This window comes from Micromonospora sp. NPDC005324 (genome assembly GCF_040607155.1).
Lineage (GTDB): Bacteria > Actinomycetota > Actinomycetes > Mycobacteriales > Micromonosporaceae > Micromonospora > Micromonospora trifolii.
This window is the reverse complement of the sequence record NZ_JBEXGE010000008.1, coordinates 188,664-206,194: the sequence shown is the minus strand read 5'-3', so window position 1 is coordinate 206,194 and position 17,531 is coordinate 188,664. Positions and strand designations below refer to the sequence as shown.

At 70.4% G+C, this 17,531-nt stretch carries 13 protein-coding genes and 1 tRNA gene; 5 read left to right on the top strand and 9 right to left on the bottom strand.

Features of this window, described 5'->3' with window-relative positions; translation table 11 throughout:
- Positions 1-151: 151 nt before the first annotated feature.
- The 8 genes from thrB to argS all read right to left on the bottom strand — a co-directional run bounded on the left by thrB (position 152) and on the right by argS (position 12,369).
- A complete protein-coding gene (gene thrB / locus ABZS40_RS11410; RefSeq protein WP_354943199.1) occupies positions 152-1,096 on the bottom strand; it encodes a homoserine kinase in 945 nt (314 codons plus the stop codon).
- Between the two features lie 64 nt (positions 1,097-1,160).
- Complete coding sequence (locus ABZS40_RS11405) at positions 1,161-2,405, bottom strand: MFS transporter (RefSeq protein WP_354943198.1); 1,245 nt, start codon at positions 2,403-2,405, stop codon at positions 1,161-1,163.
- A gap of 11 nt (positions 2,406-2,416) precedes the next feature.
- Complete coding sequence (locus tag ABZS40_RS11400; RefSeq protein ID WP_354943197.1) at positions 2,417-3,259, bottom strand: polysaccharide deacetylase family protein; 843 nt, start codon at positions 3,257-3,259, stop codon at positions 2,417-2,419.
- Positions 3,260-3,395: 136 nt separating this feature from the next.
- Positions 3,396-6,668, bottom strand: a complete 3,273-nt coding sequence (locus tag ABZS40_RS11395) for an efflux RND transporter permease subunit (RefSeq protein WP_354943196.1) — start codon at positions 6,666-6,668, stop codon at positions 3,396-3,398.
- A 141-nt stretch (positions 6,669-6,809) separates the two neighbouring features.
- Positions 6,810-7,859 carry a threonine synthase gene (thrC, locus tag ABZS40_RS11390; RefSeq protein WP_354943195.1) on the bottom strand — a complete coding sequence of 350 codons (1,050 nt, stop codon included), beginning with the start codon at positions 7,857-7,859 and terminating at the stop codon, positions 6,810-6,812.
- A gap of 139 nt (positions 7,860-7,998) precedes the next feature.
- Complete coding sequence (locus ABZS40_RS11385; RefSeq protein ID WP_354943244.1) at positions 7,999-9,309, bottom strand: homoserine dehydrogenase; 1,311 nt, start codon at positions 9,307-9,309, stop codon at positions 7,999-8,001.
- Between the two features lie 8 nt (positions 9,310-9,317).
- Entirely contained in the window at positions 9,318-10,703 is a 1,386-nt protein-coding gene (gene lysA / locus ABZS40_RS11380; protein WP_354943194.1) for a diaminopimelate decarboxylase, read from the bottom strand.
- Position 10,704: 1 nt separating this feature from the next.
- On the bottom strand, positions 10,705-12,369 hold the full coding sequence (gene argS, locus ABZS40_RS11375; protein ID WP_354943193.1) for an arginine--tRNA ligase: 1,665 nt from the start codon (positions 12,367-12,369) through the stop codon (positions 10,705-10,707).
- Between the two features lie 97 nt (positions 12,370-12,466).
- Between argS and ABZS40_RS11370 the strand changes: the two genes are divergently transcribed.
- The 4 genes from ABZS40_RS11370 (at position 12,467) to ABZS40_RS11355 (ending at position 15,087) form a co-directional block, all read left to right on the top strand.
- Complete coding sequence (locus tag ABZS40_RS11370; protein WP_354943192.1) at positions 12,467-13,264, top strand: DUF3105 domain-containing protein; 798 nt, start codon at positions 12,467-12,469, stop codon at positions 13,262-13,264.
- Between the two features lie 8 nt (positions 13,265-13,272).
- On the top strand, positions 13,273-13,941 hold the full coding sequence (locus ABZS40_RS11365) for a DUF305 domain-containing protein (RefSeq protein WP_354943191.1): 669 nt from the start codon (positions 13,273-13,275) through the stop codon (positions 13,939-13,941).
- Positions 13,942-14,232: 291 nt separating this feature from the next.
- Entirely contained in the window at positions 14,233-14,925 is a 693-nt protein-coding gene (locus tag ABZS40_RS11360) for a winged helix-turn-helix domain-containing protein (protein ID WP_238680628.1), read from the top strand.
- 90 nt (positions 14,926-15,015) lie between these two features.
- Positions 15,016-15,087: transfer RNA gene (locus ABZS40_RS11355), tRNA-Arg, on the top strand.
- Between the two features lie 274 nt (positions 15,088-15,361).
- Here ABZS40_RS11355 and ABZS40_RS11350 read toward each other — a convergent pair.
- A complete protein-coding gene (locus tag ABZS40_RS11350; protein ID WP_110565188.1) occupies positions 15,362-15,736 on the bottom strand; it encodes a VOC family protein in 375 nt (124 codons plus the stop codon).
- A gap of 460 nt (positions 15,737-16,196) precedes the next feature.
- Here ABZS40_RS11350 and ABZS40_RS11345 point away from each other — a divergent pair, with 460 nt between their 5' ends.
- Positions 16,197-17,531, top strand: coding sequence for a transcriptional regulator (locus tag ABZS40_RS11345; protein WP_354943190.1), 1,335 nt, complete (start codon positions 16,197-16,199; stop codon positions 17,529-17,531).

Sequence of the window (17,531 nt, the reverse complement as noted above, 5' to 3'; positions counted from 1 at the left end):
AGCAGGTCTCGCCGTCTGCGGCGACCTGTGGAAACTGCGGTGCGGCGTGGGCCTTTGGCAGGGGTAGACGGGCTGACCGCCGAGAGCTTCGGGGGTGCGCCGCCCCGCAGGAGATCGCGTGCTTCGCGGCTGTGCTAGGTCTAGAGCGTAATCAACTCTTCCGACCTGCGGCAACAGGGTCCCGCTCGGCGTGTCCAAGTCTACCCCGCGCAACCCGCGCGCCGCTGACGTCTATCGGTAACTGCCAGATCTCCCAGTCTGTTCCCACTGGGAAGCCCGCTGGAGGCATGCTGAGCGCGAGCACAGTCGGCCCCGCCCCACTGACCACAGCTGCCACATCGGCCGCTCGCAACGCGCTGACCAGGGCAGATGTGCTCTGCATCCCGGCTGCGCGGTAATCCTGATGGAGCCGGTCGACGGTGGCCGGTAGCAGCAGGGTCGGGTCCGTGGTGAGCGCGTGCACCAGCAGCGCTGCCCGCCCGGCGGTCAACGCGGCGTCACCGTGCGGCACGGTTGCCGGCAGAGCCGCCCGTGCGGTCGCGGTCAAACCGCGTTCCGCCGGAACGAAAACGGTGGGCCGCACCGCGGCGGCGACCGGCAGGGAGACCGCCCGGGCGCCGCCCGGCTCGGACCAGGCCACTGTGAAACCGCCGAGCAGGCACGGCGCCACATTGTCCGGGTGGCCCTCGATCTCGGCGGCCAGCCGGAGCGCCCCGGCGTCGTCGAGGCGGTGCTCCCCATCGACGACCAGGGCACGGGCCAGCAGCACCCCGGCGACGATCGCCGCGGACGAGGAGCCCAGCCCCCGTGCCTGGGGGATCCTGTTGACGCACTCCACGCTCAGCCCTGCGGGGTGGGCCCCGAGCACGTCGAACGCGGCGCGCATGGCCCGCACCACCAGGTGCCGGTCGTCGTCGGGCAGCTCACCGGCGCCCTGCCCGGTCACTGCCACCTGGACACCAGCCGAGGCGACCTCGGCGGCCACGTCGTCGTAGAGCCCGAGGGCGAGGCCCAGCGCGTCGAAGCCCGGACCCAGGTTGGCGCTGGTCGCGGGGACCCGGACCCGGACCGGCTCGGGGGTGAAGTTCGTCGGCACGCGCTCATGCTAGGGGTCGGGACCGACGAACCGGTCCCGCGCCCGCTGCCTGGGACCGTTGAGTTCAGCCGGCCGGGTTCGGGACCGGCTCGGTGGCCGGATCGGTGAGCGACAGCCGGCGGGTGGCGATCCGCCAGCCGACCGCGTACACGAGGGTGATCAGACCGCAGCCGGCGAGCACCACCCGTTCGTCGACCGAGTCCACCACCAGGGCCACCGCCAGTTGGCTCACCGAGATCGCCAGCGTCGCCAGCATCATGTCGGTGGCGAAGACGCGGCCCCGCAACCGGTCGGGAACTTCACCCTGGAGGGCGAAGTTCGACATCACCCAGTTGCTGCCACCCGCGAAGTGCGCCACGAAGACCAGCAGAAGCACCAGCGGAAACCACCGCACCACCGAGGTGCCCAGGTAGGACAAGCCGTAGAGCGACATGGACAGCGCGAGCCCGGGCAGCAGCCAGGCCCGGTTGGTCAACACCCGGCGCATCAGGATCGGCCCCACCAACGCTCCCGCGCCGCGTACCGCGAAGAGCAGGCCGGCGCCGAGCGGGCCGACACCGTACACGCCGGCCAGCAGCGGAAACACTGTCAGCACGCCGTTGCCCAGGCCCACCGCTGACTTGACGGTGACCAACGCGAGCACCCGGGGGCGGTGACCGATGTAGCCGAGCGCCTCGCGGACCGCCGACCAGGTCCGCTGGGGCGGTTGGTCGGCGTCCCGGGGTGCCTGCAACGGCCGGCGGATCCGGGTGGCGAGGCCCGCCGCCACCGCCAGGCCCGCCGCCGCCACCCAGAAGCAGACGTACGGGCCGGCGGCGGTGCTCAGCACGCCGCCGAGCGAGGCGCCGACCACTGTCATGGTGCCCCAGGCCGAGCCGGCGACGGCGTTGCCCGCGGCCAGCTCGTGCGGCTCCAGCACGTTGGGCAGCGCGGCCTGGGCGGCCGGTGAGTAGAACGCCTTGGCGACCGCCACCACGCCGATCGCGACCAGCGCCAGCCACGCCGTTCCGGCGTCCCGCACGCCAAGTAGCAGCAGCACGCCCGCCAGCGCGGCCACGTTCGCGACGATCATGATCTTGCGGCGGTCGAAGCGGTCCGCGATCGTGCCGGTGTACGGCAGCAGCAACGCCACGATGCCGGTGTCCACCGCCAACACCAGCGCGCCCCAGACGCCGCTGCCGGTCAGGTGCGGCAACAGCACCAGCAGCGGCACCATGACGAACCAGTCGGCGCCGAAGACCACCAATTCGGCGAGGAACAGATTGCGGAAGCTCCGATTGCCGGTCAGAACCGCGAGGGTGGACGTCACGGAGCGCGACCCTACCTGGTCGGTGTCGGACCCACACCCGCTCCCAGCAGCGCCGAAACCGTGACGAAGGTGTAACCGCGGGACCGTAGCCCGTTGATCATGTCGGTCAGGCCCCGCAGTGCGACCAGCCGCCGGCGCGCCCCCACATCGTGGCCGAGCACTATCGTTCCCGGTCGGACCTCGGCAACGATGCGCTGGGCGTGACCGACCGGATCGTCGGGGAACTCGCGCTCCACCATCTGCAACGACCAGAGCACCAGCCGATAGTCCAGCCGGGCCGCCGCGTGCAACACCGCCCCGCCCAGGTGGCCGTACGGCGGGCGGAGGAGCACCGGCGGCACCCCGGTCAGGTCGGCGATCGCGTCGTGGCTGCGGCGCAGGTCGTCGTACGTCTCGGCGGCGTTCAGGTCGGCCAGGTCCCGGTGCCCCCAGCTGTGGTTGCCCACCTCGTGCCCGGCGAGCCGGTCCCGGACGACGTCGGCGTGCCGGCGGACCTGCGCCCCGACCATGAAGAAGGTGGCCGGAACCCGGTGCCGGGCCAGGGTGTCGAGCACCATCGGTGTCCACTGTGGTGCGGGGCCGTCGTCGAAGGTGAGGGCGACCAGACGGTGGTTGGTTCTTCCCGACCAGACGACCTCCAGCGCACCGGAGCCGACATCCTGCTGGACGTTACCCAGGGTGGCGCTGGCGGGGCCGCGGGCGATCGGCATCCGGCGACGGGTGGTCCACCACGCCTCGGACGTCCCCGCGCCGATGGCCACGCCGCCCACCACCAGCAGGCCACGGCGCAGCAGGTCGCGTCGCCCCCACCCGCGCGCGCCCTCGGCCAACCGCCCGCCCCGCTCCACCCACACCCCCCATCCGTCTACGAGGAGTATGCAAGAAGTCACACAAAGTATGGAGTGGTCGAGCCGGAGTGTTTTCGGCCGAAATGAACCCGGAACGCCCCCGGCGAAAATCCGCCGGGGGCGTTCCGAACCGCTCTGCGACCTACTCGGTCGGCTCCGCCGGAGGCAGCGGCGAGGTACGGCTACGGGGCAGCCGCAGCACCTCGAACTGGTCCGTACCCTCCACCAACGCGGCCGACGGCGCGGGTCGCCCGGCCGGCTGCGCACGCTCGGCCGGGGCGGGCGCGCCGCTCGGCACCGCCACCTGGTTCGGGGCTGGCACCTCGTCGGTCTCCGTCGTGGTCACCGCCGACCCCCCGGAGCGCCGCCGGGCGCGCCGACCCCGCAGCGACTCCTTGGTGTGCTCCACCATCGTGTAGAGCGTCGGCACCAGGATCAGCGTGAGCAGCGTCGAGCTGAGCAGACCACCGATCACCACGACCGCCAGCGGCTGCGAGATGAAGCCGCCCTCACCGGTCAACCCGAACGCCATCGGCAGCAGCGCGAAGATGGTCGCCACCGCCGTCATCAGGATCGGGCGCAGCCGGCGACGGCCACCTTCGACCACCGCCTCCCGGACCCCCATGCCCTGCGCCCGGTACTGGTTGATCAGGTCGAGCAACACGATCGCGTTGGTCACCACGATGCCGACCAGCATCAGCACACCGATCAGCGCCGGCACACCGAGCGGCGTCCCGGTGATCAACAGCAGACCGATCGCACCGGTCGACGCGAACGGGATGGAGATCAGCAGGATCAGCGCCTGGGTGAGGCTGCGGAACGTGGCCACCATGATCAGGAAGACGATGGCGATCGCAGCCAGCACCGCCAGACCCAGGTCCGCGAAGGCATCCGCCTGATCCGCGCTGACACCACCGATGGTGAAGCTCGCACCCGGCACGGTGATGCCGTCCAGCCGCTTCTGCAACTCCTGGCTGGTCGCGCCCACGTTCGAGCCGGTCGCCGCGCCGGTCACCGACACGCTGCGCTCGCCGTCGATCCGGGTGACCTGCTGCGGGCCCTCGCCCTGGGTGACCTGCGCGATGTCGCCCAGCTTGACCGGACCAACCGGCAGTGCCCGCAGCTCGTCCACTGTCATCGGCGGTTGCGTGCCCAACCGCAGCACCACGTTCTGCTGCTGGCCGTCGAGCGCCACCTGACCCAGCGGCGCTCCCCGGAACGCCTGGGACACGAGCTGCCCCACTGCGGCCTCGGTGAGCCCGACCCGACCGGCGGCGACCCGGTCGACCACCACGTCGACCCGCGGCACCCGCGCGGCCAGGCTTGTGGAGACGTCCTCGACGTCCGGGACGCCGGCCATCGCGGCCCGCGCCTCCTCGGCGGCCCGGGTCAGCGCCTCCGGGTCGCCGGCCTGGACGATGACCTCCAGCTGGCTGGTCGACGCCTCCTGCCCGCCACCGAAGCTGATCTCACCGACACCGCCACCGAGCTTGTCGAACTCCTTGCGCAGCACCTCACGCATCTGCTTCGCGTCGGTGTCACCGTCGAGCGCCAGCGACCAACTGGCGACGTTGTTGCCGCCACCGCCCGCCCACGGGTTGTCCCCACCGCCCGCGGTCACCTGGTACGTCTCGACGCCGTCGGTGCGGGACAGCACCGACTCGACCTGCTTGGCCGCCGCGTCGGTGGCCGCCAGACCACTGCCGGCCGGCAGCTCCTGGCTCATGTTGAGGGTGTCCTGGCCGGAGTCGTCCAGGAAGTTGGTCTCCAACTTCTGCGCCAGACCGAAGGTGCCGAAGAGCACCAGCAGGCCGAGCCCGACGGTGATCCAACGAGTCGACCGCTTGCGGGTGGCGAACCCGATCACCGGCAGGTACGCCCGCTGCAACGGGCTGCGCAGCTCCTTCTCCTCAGCGGCGTGCCGTACGGCCTCGTCGTCCGCGGTGCCGCCGCGCGGCTTGAGGAACCAGTACGCGAGGACCGGGATCACTGTCAGCGACACCAGCAGCGAGGCGAGCAGGGCCACCGTCACGGTGATCGCGAACGGCGCGAAGAGCTGGCCCACGAACCCGCCGACCAGCGCGATCGGCGCGAACACCGCCACCGTGGTGAGGGTGGACGCGGTCACCGCGCCGGCCACCTCCCGGACGCCGGTGATGATGGCGTGCCGCTTCTCCTCGCCGTACTCCAGATGTCGTTTGATGTTCTCCAACACCACGATCGAGTCGTCGACCACCCGACCGACCGCGATGGTCAACGCTCCGAGGGTGAGCAGGTTGAGCGAGTAGTCACCGATCCACAGGGCGATCAGCGCCACCAGCACGGACAGCGGGATGGAGACCGCGGTGACCACCGTCGAGCGCACCGACAGCAGGAAGACCAGGATGACGATGACCGCCATCACCAGGCCGAGCAGGCCCTCAGTGGTCAGCGACTCGATCGACTTCTCGACGAACGGCGCCTGGTCGAAGACCACCGTCAGCTCCGCGCCGGAGGCGTCCTTCAGGTCGTCGAGCCGGTCCCGGATCTCGTGCGAGATCGCCACGGCGTTGCCGTCCGGCGCCGCGGTGATCGCGATACCGAGGCTGTCCTTGCCGTTGGTCCGGGTGATCGCCGTGGCCGGGGCGAGCTGCTGCTCGACCGTCGCCACGTCACCGAGGCGAACGGGTGCCGCGGCCGGGACGACCACGATGCCGCGCAGCTCCTCCAGCGTGGAGATCGGCGTGCCGACCTGCACCGGGAGGGCCAACGCGCCGTCGGTCACCGCGCCGGCCGGAACCGCCACGCCGTTGGTCTTGAGCGCGGCGCCGATCGCCGTCGGTTGGACCTTCGCGGCGGCCAACTTCGCCGGGTCCGGGGTGACCACCACGACGTCGTCGCGGGTGCCGGTCACCTCGACCGTGCGCACCCCCTCGATGCCCTCAAGCTCCGGCACCACTGTCGCGCGCAGCTTCTCGGCGAGCGCCCGCTCGTCCGCAGCGCCGGCCGCGGCCAGCACCACCGCCGGAAGGTCGTCGGTGCTACCCGCGATGACCTGCGGGTCGACGCCCTCCGGCAGCTGGGCGTCGATCCGGCTCAGCGCGGTCTGCATCTTGTTGACCACGTCGTCGAGATCGGTGCCGAACTCGTACGTCACCTGGACGGTGGCCGCCCCCTCGCGGGAGGTGGAGGTGACCTGGTCCAGCCCCGGGATGCCCTGGAGGGCGTTCTCGATCGGCTCGGTCACCTGCGACTCGACGATCTCGGGGCCGGCGCCGGGGTAGGGGGCCACGATGAACGCGGCCGGGAACTCGAGCGACGGCAGCAGTTGCTGCTTCAGCGACGGCACGGCGAACACTCCGAACACCGTGGTCACCACCGCGATGAGGGCAATCAGCCCTCGGTTGGCGAGGCTGAATCTGGCGAGCAGCGACATCGGCCTGGCTCACTCCTGAACGAGAATGCGGGCGGGGATACCCGAAAGTGTGCCGGACTCGCATACCTCGACCCCCGCCGCCCCCGGCCCGTCCCGCCGTCCGGCTACCCGCCGTCGTTCAACGCCCGGACGGTGGCCCGCTCAGGCCAGGTCGAGTGCGCGGGCCGCGGCCAGCGGGTCGTTCGCGATGGTCACCGGCGCCGGCGCGGTGGAGATCGCCCATTCCGGGTCCTTCAGCCCGTGGCCGGTCACCGTGCAGACCACAGTGGAACCGGGCGGCACCGCGCCCGCCGCGGCCTGCTGCAACAGGCCGGCCACGCTGGCCGCGCTGCCCAGCTCGACGAAGACCCCCACCTCACGGGCGAGCAGGCGGTACGCGGAGAGGATCTCCCGGTCGGTCACCGACGCGATCAGGCCACCGGAGGCGTCCCGGGCATCCAACGCCTTGGTCCAGCTCGCCGGGTTGCCGATCCGGATCGCGGTGGCGATGGTGGACGGCTCCGGCACCACCTGGCCGGTCACGATCGGGGCCGCCCCGGCGGCCTGGAAGCCGTACATCTTGGGCGTCCGGGTGGCGGCGCCGACGGCCGACTCCTCCTCGTAACCCATCCAGTAGGCGGAGATGTTGCCGGCGTTGCCGACCGGCAGGCAGTGGATGTCGGGCGCGTCACCGAGCGCCTCGACAATCTCGAAGGCGGCGGTCTTCTGGCCGTGCAGCCGGTCGATGTTGACCGAGTTGACCAACGCGACCGGGTAGTCCTGGGCGAGCTTGGCGGCCGTCGCGAGACAGTCGTCGAAGTTGCCGTTCACCTGGAGCAGCTTCGCGCCGTGCACCAGCGCCTGCGCCAGCTTGCCCAACGCGATCTTGCCCTGCGGCACCAGCACGGCACAGGTCAAGCCGGCCCGGGCCGCGTACGCCGCGGCGGAGGCGCTGGTGTTGCCGGTGGAGGCGCAGATGATGGCCTTGTTGCCGGCCTCGACCGCCTTGGACACCGCGAGGGTCATGCCCCGGTCCTTGAAGGAGCCGGTCGGGTTGGCGCCCTCCACCTTGAGGTGCACGTCGCAACCGAGCCGGGCGGACAGCACCGGTGCCGGCAACAGCGGGGTGTTCCCCTCGTGCAGCGTGACGACCGGCGTGGCCGCGGTGACCGGCAGCCGATCCCGGTACGCCTCGATCAGACCCCGCCACATGTCGCTCTCCTCGCCTCTACCGCCGCGCCCACCCGATATATCAGGGCCACCTTGGACCAGCCTGCCGGAGTGGTCGATGGCACACCCCGGCTTACCCACCTGGCGGGACACGCAAGCCGTCCGTCGATGCTGCAACGACTCAGGCGCCGCCCTCGACCCGCAGCACGCTCGTCACCGACCTGACGATGTCCAGACCGCGCAGCTCGCCGACTGTCGCGGCGAGCGCGGCGTCCGGTGCCACATGCGTGACGATGACCAGCTCCGCGTCGCCGTCGCGGCCCGCCGGCCCGCCCGCCGAGCCCTGCCGGACGGTGGCGATCGACACGTCGTGTCGGGCGAACACGCTCGCCACCGAGGCCAGCACACCCGGACGGTCGGCCACGTCGAGGCTCACGTGGTAGCGGGTCAACGCCTCACCCATCGGCCGGACCGCGAGGTCCGCGTACGCGCTCTCGCTGGCCGCGCGCACCCCGGCGAGCCGGTTGCGGGACACCGCGACCACGTCACCGAGCACCGCGCTGGCGGTGGGCGCGCCACCGGCGCCCCGGCCGTAGAACATCAGCTGCCCGGCCGCGTCCGCCTCAACGAAGACCGCGTTGAACGCGTCCCCGACGCTTGCCAGCGGGTGACTGCGCGGGATCATCGCGGGGTGCACCCGGACGCTGACGGTCTCCCGGCCGGTGGTGTCGACACCCCGGGCCGCGATGCAGAGCAGTTTGATCGTGCAGCCCATCGCCTGGGCGCTGGCCATGTCCGCGGCGGTCACCTCGGTGATGCCCTCGCGGTGCACGTCGGCGGCGCCGACCCGGGTGTGGAACGCCAGCGAGGCGAGGATCGCCGCCTTCGCCGCCGCGTCGAAGCCCTCCACGTCGGCGGTCGGGTCGGCCTCCGCGTACCCCAGGGCGGTGGCCTCTTCGAGGGCCTCGGCGAAGCCGGCCCCGGTCGCGTCCATCGCGGAGAGGATGAAGTTGGTGGTGCCGTTGACGATGCCGGTGACCCGGTTGATCCGATCGCCGTGCAGCGACTCCCGCAGCGGGCGCAGCAGCGGGATGGCCCCGGCCACTGACGCCTCGTAGTAGAGGTCGCCGCCGCCCTCGGCCGCCGCCTCGTGCAGGGCCACGCCGTCCTCGGCGAGCAGCGCCTTGTTGGCGGTGACCACGCTCTTGCCGGCGCGCAGCGCCTCGACCAGCCAGCTCCGGGCCGGTTCGATGCCACCGACCACCTCGATCACCACGTCCACGTCGTCGCGCTTGATCAGGCCAAGCGCGTCGGTGGTGAAGAGGTCCTCGTCGACCGGCAGGTCACCCCGGTCACGGCCGAGCCGACGGACGGCGATGCCGGCGATCTCCAGCGGGGCGCCGATCCGCGCGGTCAGGTCGGCCGACTGCTCGTGCAGCAGCCGGACCACCTCCTGGCCGACAGTGCCACAGCCGAGCAGCGCCAAGCGCACAGGTGACGTCATCCCACATCCAAAGCGAGCAGGTCCTCTTCGGTTTCCCGCCGGACGATCAGGCGCGCCTGGCCGTCGCGCACCGCGACCACCGGTGGCCGGGGCACATGGTTGTAGTTGCTGGCCATGCTTCGGCAGTACGCACCGGTGCCGGGCACCGCGACAAGATCTCCGGGCTGCACGTCGGCGGGCAGGAATTCATCCTTCACCACGATGTCCCCGGACTCACAGTGCTTTCCCACCACGCGGGCGAGCAACGGCTGCGCGCCGGAGGCCCGCGAGGCCAGCGTCGCGGAGTAGGACGCGTCGTAGAGGGCGGTGCGGATGTTGTCGCTCATCCCGCCGTCGACGCTGACGTACGTCCGGAGGCCGTCGAGGTCCTTGACCGTGCCGACCTCGTAGAGGGTGAACACGGCCGGCCCGACGATGGCCCGGCCCGGCTCGATCGACAGGTGCGGCACTGTTAGGTTCTCCGCCGCGCACTCCGAATCGACGATCTTGCGCAGCCGCTTGGCCAGATCCTGCGGGGTCGCCGGGTCGTCCTGGGTGGTGTACGCGATGCCGAAGCCGCCGCCCAGGTCCAGCTCGGGCAGCTCCACACCGCGCGCATCGCGGATCTGCGCCTGGAGGGCGAGCACCCGACGGGCCGAGACCTCGAAGCCGCTGGCGTCGAAGATCTGCGAGCCGATGTGCGAGTGCAGACCGCGCAGCTCCAGCACGCTCTCGTCGAGGATCTTGAGCGCGGCGTTGGCGGCGGCACCGCCGGCCAGCGAGAAGCCGAACTTCTGGTCCTCGTGGGCGGTGGCGATGAACTCGTGGGTGTGCGCCTCGACGCCCACAGTGACCCGGACCAGCACCCGGGGCCGGACCCCGCGCTCGCGGGCCAGCGCGGTGAGCCGGTCGATCTCGGTGAACGAGTCGACGATGATCCGGCCCACCCCGGCGTCCAGCGCCCGGCCCAACTCGGCGACCGACTTGTTGTTGCCGTGGAAGCCGATCCGCTCCGGCGGCATTCCGGCCGACAGCGCGGTGGCCAGCTCGCCACCGGTGCAGACGTCCAGGTGCAGCCCTTCCTCGGCGATCATACGGACCACGGCGCGGCAGAGGAACGCCTTGCCCGCGTAGAAGACGTCCTCGGTCGGGAAGGCCGCCCGGAAGTCGCGGCAGCGCGAGCGCAGGTCGGCCTCGTCGAGGACGTACACCGGGGTGCCGAACTCGGCCGCGATGTCGCGGACGCTCAGGCCCGCGACGGCGACAGCGCCGTCGGCGCCGCGCGTCACGCTGCGCGGCCACAGCGTCGGGAGCAGGGCGTTCACGTCCTCCGGGGTACGCAGCCAGGCCGGCCCCCGGTTGCTGATGTCCGCGTGCAGCGCACCAGCCTCATGAGCCCTCATGTCACATCCTCTCGGGTGCGGAGACGCCGAGCAGGTAGAGACCGTTGACGATGACCGTGCGGGTGGCGTCGTTGAGCCAGAGCCGGGCCCGGTGCAGGTCGGTGATCTCCTCGTCGCCGCGCGGCAGGACCCGGCAGTCGTCGTAGAACCGGTGGTAGGACGGGGCGATGTCCTCCAGGTAGCGGGCCAATCGGTGCGGCTCGCGCAGCTCGGCGGCGGTGGCGACGACCGCCGGGAACTGGGCCAGCGCCTTGAGCAGCTCGTTCTCCTTCTCGTGGTCGAGCAGCTCGGGGCGGAACGCGTCGGCGTCACCCCGAACCAGCCCCACCGCGGCGGCGTTACGGGCCACGCCCGCCGTCCGGGCGGCCACGTACTGCACCTTGTAGACCGGGTTGTCGTTCTTGGCCCGGGTCCACAGCTCGATGTCGATGTCGATCGGGGAGTCGCTGGAGTAGCGGGCCAACGCGTACCGGGAGGCGTCCACGCCGATCGCGTCGACCAGGTCCTCCAGGGTGATCACGGTGCCGGCCCGCTTGCTCATCCGCATCGGCGCGCCGTCGTGCAGCAGGTTGACCAGCTGCCCGATGAGGATCTCCAGGTTGCGCTCCGGGTCGTCGCCGAAGCAGGCGGACATCGCCTTCATCCGGCCGATGTAGCCGTGGTGGTCGGCGCCCAGCATGATCACGACCCGCTCGAAGCCGCGCTCGCGCTTGTCCAGGTAGTAGGCGCAGTCCGCGGCGAAGTACGTCCACTCGCCGTTGGACTTGCGCAGCACCCGGTCCTTGTCGTCGCCGAAGTCCGTGGTGCGCAGCCAGGTGGCGCCCTCGGACTCGTAGAGGTGCCCCTGCTCGCGCAGCCGGTTCAACGCCAGGTCGAGCTCACCCCGGTCGTGCAGGTCCTTCTCGTTGAAGTAGGTGTCGAACTCCACCCCGAAGTCGCGCAGCGAGGTGCGGATCTCGTCGAACATCAGCGCGACGCCCTCGACCCGGAAGACCTCCTGGGCGGCGTCGTCGTCGAGCGAGCGCACCTCCGGCCGGCGGGCCTGCACCTCGGCGGCGATCTCGGCGATGTACGCCCCGCCGTAGCCGTCCTCCGGCGCCGGCTCACCCTTGGCGGCGGCGAGCAGCGACCGGGCGAACCTGTCGATCTGCGAACCGGCGTCGTTGAAGTAGTATTCAGTGCCGACGTCGGCGCCGGTGGCCCGAAGCAGCCGGCTCAGCGCGTCACCGACGGCCGCCCAGCGCACCCCGCCGATGTGCACCGGCCCGGTCGGGTTGGCCGAGACGAACTCCAGGTTGATCTTTTCGCCGCCGAGACGGTCGCTGCGGCCGTACTCCGCGCCGGTCTCCACGATCACCCGCGCGAGCTGACCGGCCGCGGCGGCGTCGAGTCGGATGTTCAGGAAGCCCGGCCCGGCGATTTCCACCGATTTGACCCCCGGTGCCCGGCCCAGCTCGTTGGCCAGGGCCGTCGCCAGCTCCCGGGGCGGGACGCCCACCTTCTTGCTCAACTGCAGCGCGAGCGTCGAGGCGTAGTCGCCGTGCTCGGGGTTGCGCGGTCGCTCCACCACAGTGCTCGCCGGCAGCGCGGCGCGGTCGAGCCCACGCTGCTCGAAGACGGCGTGGGCGGCGGCAAGGACGACCGAGGCTAGTTCTGCAGGAGTCACCCAACCATGTTATCGGGGGTAGACTCGGGCACTCGGCGGCTCCCCTGCGCGTCATCCGGCCCGCCACTCCCCTGACCGACCGACTTGACGAGGCACGATGAGCATCAGCACCCCGGGTGGCCCTGAGCGCCGCCCGACCGTGGTCAGCACCGGCAAGAAGCCGGCCGCGGGCCGGCCGGCGTCCGGCGCCAAGGCCGGTTCCGGCAAGCCGACGGGCTCCCCCCGGGCCGGGGGTAAGGGCCCGCGCAAGCCGGTCACCCCGGTCAAGGTGAGCCAGGGCCGCGCGTGGGGGCCGATCGCGCTCTTCGTCGCGGTTGGCGTGCTCGCGGCCGGCATCATCGGTTACGGCGCCTGGGCGTCGTTCCAGGGCTCCAAGCCGTGGGACAAGCGGGCCAACGCCATCGACGGCATCGCCAACATCCGCAAGACCGACAAGACGAGCCTCGACTACGAGTCGCACAAGTCGGGCCCGCTGACCTACAAGTACTCGCCGCCGGTGGGTGGGGTGCACAACGCCGCCTGGCAGAACTGCATGGGCGACGTCTACGACGCCCCGATCGCCAGCGAGCACGCGGTGCACAGCCTGGAGCACGGCGCGGTGTGGATCACCTACCGCCCGGACCTGCCCAAGGACCAGGTCGACAAGCTCGCCAGCAAGGTGCGCGGCGTCGAGAAGATGATGATGAGCCCGTACGAGGGCCTGGACAAGCCGATCTCGCTGCAGGCCTGGGGCTACCAGCTCAAGGTCGACAATGCCGACGACTCGCGGATCGACGAGTTCATCAAGGACCTGCGGGTGAACGCCTCCGTCGAGGGCCCGACGGCGCTCTGCAACACCGGCATCACCGCCACCGGCACCACGCCGCGTGAGCTCCAGCAGCAGCCCACCCAGTAAGGACGGCAATGACCGCTCCGGCGACCACCGACAGCGAGTACGACGAGATCCCGGCCGCCCCGGACGAGGGCGGCCGGGCCCCGGCGTCGCGCTACGGCGTGCTGGCGCTCGCCATCATGCTGGTGGTGGGGCTCCTCCTCGGATACGCCGGCGGTCTGCTCACCCCGCGGCTCACCCGGCCCGGTGACGCCTCGGTCGAGGCGGGCTTCGCCCGGGACATGACGACCCACCACGCGCAGGCGGTGGAGATGAGCCTGATCGCGTACCGGTCGGCGACCCTCCCCGAGGTGCGGCAGATCGCCGTCGACATCGCCACCGGGCAGCAGGGCGAGATCGGCGCGATGCAGACCTGGCTGCGTGAGTGGGGTCTCAGCCCGACCGGGTCGAACCCGCCGATGTCGTGGATGTCCGACGGGGCCACCGTCACTGACGGCCTGATGCCGGGCATGGCCACGCCGCAACAGATGACCGCTCTGCGCGACGCTCAGGGCATCGAGGTCGACAGGCAGTTCCTGACCCTGATGTACGCCCACCACCTGGGCGGCATCCACATGATCGACGCGGCGCTCGGCGCGACCGACAACGCCGAGGTGCTGCGGGTGGCGAACACCATGAAGAACACCCAGCAGAACGAACTGAACAACCTCCGGCAGCTCCAGGCGCAGGCCAAGGGCTGACCGACCGGACGGGCGCACCCGGCCCGTGTCCCCGCCGAACCGCGGCGGTGACACGGGCCGCAGTCTCAGCCTTGATCGACTCGGTTTCCAGTAAACCGCGCTGCCCACGCAATCCGGACGCCCCGACTTCCAGGAACCCGAGTCGATCTAGGCGGGCTGACCGCCCTCTTGAGGCAATCGCCCCTACTTGTACCTTGTGGGCGTTTTGCGTGGCACAGGCGATTACGTTGCTTAGAGAGTTTTCTCCCCACATATCGTGACCAGTTGCGATTCGGGCTCGTTGCCCAAGACGTGGGGGTTGCACTCAGAGACGCACGGCGCTCGGTCACCAGTTGGTGCCGACGCCACACCATCGGTGGTGACGGGGCGGTGGCAGCCGTCCGTCGCGGACAGCGGCAGGGCGAGCCGGGAATGCTCAGCCGCGAACAGGAACTCGAGTTGATCGACATGCTGCGGGGCGTCCATCCCGACGAGTTCGGCCTGGACGAGGAGTTGTGGACGCGGCAGAGCCTCACCACGCTCATCCAGCGGCGCTTCGAGCTGCCGTTGGACGCCGGCGCCGTCGGGGCGTACCTGCGGGCCTGGGGGTTGGGTCCGCGGGAGCCGCGCGAGCGGGCCTGCGGGCTCTGCGTCAGCGCGGTCGAGCGTTGGGTCCGCAGCGAGTACCCGGGGATCACCCGGGCCGCCCAGGAGCACCTCGCGGAGGTCTACTGGATCGGCCGGGTCCGGTTGCGCGGCACGATGCCGGCCGCAGACGTGATCTCCGCTGTCTCGTCTCGCGGTCGGGTGCGCTTCATGATCACCACGCCGACGGTGGACCCGCCGCTCCCCCGCGACTTCGTGCTGCGGCTCAGTGGCGAGGAGCAGCGCACCGTCCACCTGATCGTGGACGGCTCCTGGCCACGCAACGAGTGGCCGCGCCGGCTCCCCCGGCGAATCGTCCTGCACCCGCTGCCCAGTTGCGGGCGGGCGGTAGCCGCCTGAGCACCGGGTGGGCCGGTCCGACACGATCGGCTCACCCGATACCGATTCGGCGTGCGCAGGGGAGGTTTGCTAGTCTTCTCCAGTCGCTGAGCCCCCGTAGCTCAGGGGATAGAGCACCGCCCTCCGGAGGCGGTGGCGCAGGTTCGAATCCTGCCGGGGGCACCTCACAGAACTGTAAACGCGAAACGCGACCGGCCGATCACTGATCGTGGAAGCCGGTTTCGTGCTGAGGTAGACGATCAAAGATGCCCCGGCCGAGCGGCCGGGGCATCGGACGTTGGCTCGATGCATGGGCACCTAACGCGCCCGGATCGCGGCAGAAGAGTGTGTCGACGGCTCCACACTCTCGCGGGCCGCTTGTGATCAGTGTTCAACGACGACGGTGCGTGCGACGCCATCAGCAGGTCTCGGAGGCTCAATCGAAAGCCTAACCAGATCACACCCGGTAGTACTGCACGACGCAGAACTCGTTGTCCTCCGGGTCGGTCATGACGAGGACTGCTCCCTCTTGGTAGTCATGCCGTTCACCTGTCCACCGCCCGCCCAACATCCCGATCCGATCGACCGCTTCGTCAACGTCGGTAACGGCGATGTCGAGGTGTAGTCGCGTCTTGCCGGCCTTGGGCTCCGGGACCGGCTGGAATGTCAGCACCGGGCCGCCCCCGGCGACAGTGACGCGCCGCCAGCCGGGAAGAGACTCCGTCACCCGTCCTCCAAGCACCACGGACCAGAAGTCAGCCAGTCGCTGCGGATCCCGGCAGTCGACCGTGACTCCGGCAAGTCGGCCCAGTGTCTCCACGACACCGACCATAGCGACGATGTGCAGCCCGCTCCCACTGGGGCGCACTCATCTCGGCATGACCGCGCGTCGAACTCCATCGCTCACCGTGACGATCGCTCGGCGGATCAGTAGACACCCCCCTGGTGGCACCGCCGTGCTCGTCAAGGGCGAGCAGGCCACCCGGACGGTTGCGGTCAGCCTCACGTTTCGTTGATAGTTCGTCTTGTGATCAGGTAGTTACGCTGACATCCTGGCTTGGCATTCCGGCAAACCGGACCGTCGGATCGCCTCGGGCGGCAGGACGGAGGCCGAGGTCCAGCAGGCCAGTGATGAGGCGGCAGCGATCTTGCAGGGCCGCCCGAGAGGTTACCAGCGAGTTTCGACGGGCGGTGACGGGTTGGCCCCGAAGTCGGGTGCGTTAGATGGCCCGAACACCCTGCTCAGTGACGCCCGCCGTCGACTTCTATCCCCGAGTGGATCAGGCCGACGGATGTCTCGGCAGGAGGTCGCCGAGGCGGTCAACAGCTACCTGTGGGACACCTACGGCACGAGAACCAGCATGGACGCCAACCACGTCGGCAAGCTTGAGCGGGGAGAACACCGCTGGCCCAAGCCCACGACCCGGGAGGCATTCCGTGCGGTACTGAAGGCACCACGGGACGCTGACCTGGGCTTCTACATCACCCGTGGCCAACGCCATTCTGATCCCGATGCGCACCAGGTGCCCCTTGGCGAGATGCACACCGCTGGTGATGATCACGCTGGCGACTCGCTGATCGGCGGGGAGATCACGGACACTGGCGATATGAACCGCCGCGAGTTGCTACGCCTACTGAGCCTGACAGGTGCGCTGTTGGCCGCGCCCGTCCCGGCCAGCCAGCTCGACTGGGCGCGCATCGAGTCATCCAGTGACGGGAACAGGCGACTAGACCCAGCGACCCTCGACGAGTACGAGGGGCTGAACGCCCAGCTGTGGGCGGCCTTCGGCGCGGCCGAGTTCAAGGCAGCAGTATCACCGCTGGTCAACCGTCAGCTGACGATGCTCACCGCCAACCTGCGCCGATCCCACACGACACCCGTGCACCGCAGGCTCTGCGGGGTCACTGCCGATCTGCTCCAGCTCGCCGGCGAGGTCGCCTTCGACGCGAACGCGTACAGCGAGGCCGCGCACTGCTACACCCTGGCAGCGACCGCCGCTCGAGAAGCCGCTGCCTACGACCTCTGGGCGTGCGCGATGATCCGTCACGCCTTCATCAGCGTCTACGAGCGCGACTTCCGGCACGCCGCACCGATGCTGGCCGTTGCCGCCGACCTGGCCCAGAACGGGGACAGCGCGCTGTCGACCCGGCATTGGGCACGAACTGTGCAGGCACAGGCTCTCGCTGGCCTCGGTGACCTCGGCGGATGCCGGCAGGCGCTCGACCAAGCCGAAGAGGTCAACCACCTGCCCGGCCGAGTGCACAACGGCGGTTGGTTGCGCTTCGACGGCTCCCGGCTCGCCGAGGAACGCGGAGCCTGCTACGTCGAGTTGAGGCGCCCTGACCTGGCCGAGCCGGTGCTGTCCGGCGCTCTGTCTCAGACCCTCTCCACGCGACGACGCGGAACCGTTCTGACGGACCTCGCCTTGGTCGGAGTCCAACGTAGTGACGTACACCAGATCGTGCTTTACGGCAGCGCCGCCCTCGACACTGCCCGCCAAAGCGGCTCTGGCGTGGTCGGCTCCAAACTAAACCAACTACACCACCGCCTGCGGCCGTTCCTTGCCGACACTCACGTGCGGCATCTCAACCGCCAGATCAGCGCTCTGACAAGGGCAGGGAACTGA

Bases quoted from the DNA above. Each gene is read 5' to 3' on its own strand.
- ABZS40_RS11395 (WP_354943196.1), bottom strand. From the start codon at position 6,668: ATGTCGCTGCTCGCCAGATTCAGCCTCGCCAACCGAGGGCTGATTGCC.
- thrC (WP_354943195.1), bottom strand. From the start codon at position 7,859: ATGTGGCGGGGTCTGATCGAGGCGTACCGGGATCGGCTGCCGGTCACC.
- lysA (WP_354943194.1), bottom strand. From the start codon at position 10,703: ATGAGGGCTCATGAGGCTGGTGCGCTGCACGCGGACATCAGCAACCGG.
- ABZS40_RS11370 (WP_354943192.1), top strand. From the start codon at position 12,467: ATGAGCATCAGCACCCCGGGTGGCCCTGAGCGCCGCCCGACCGTGGTC.
- ABZS40_RS11365 (WP_354943191.1), top strand. From the start codon at position 13,273: ATGACCGCTCCGGCGACCACCGACAGCGAGTACGACGAGATCCCGGCC.
- ABZS40_RS11350 (WP_110565188.1), bottom strand. From the start codon at position 15,736: ATGGTCGGTGTCGTGGAGACACTGGGCCGACTTGCCGGAGTCACGGTC.
- ABZS40_RS11345 (WP_354943190.1), top strand. From the start codon at position 16,197: ATGTCTCGGCAGGAGGTCGCCGAGGCGGTCAACAGCTACCTGTGGGAC.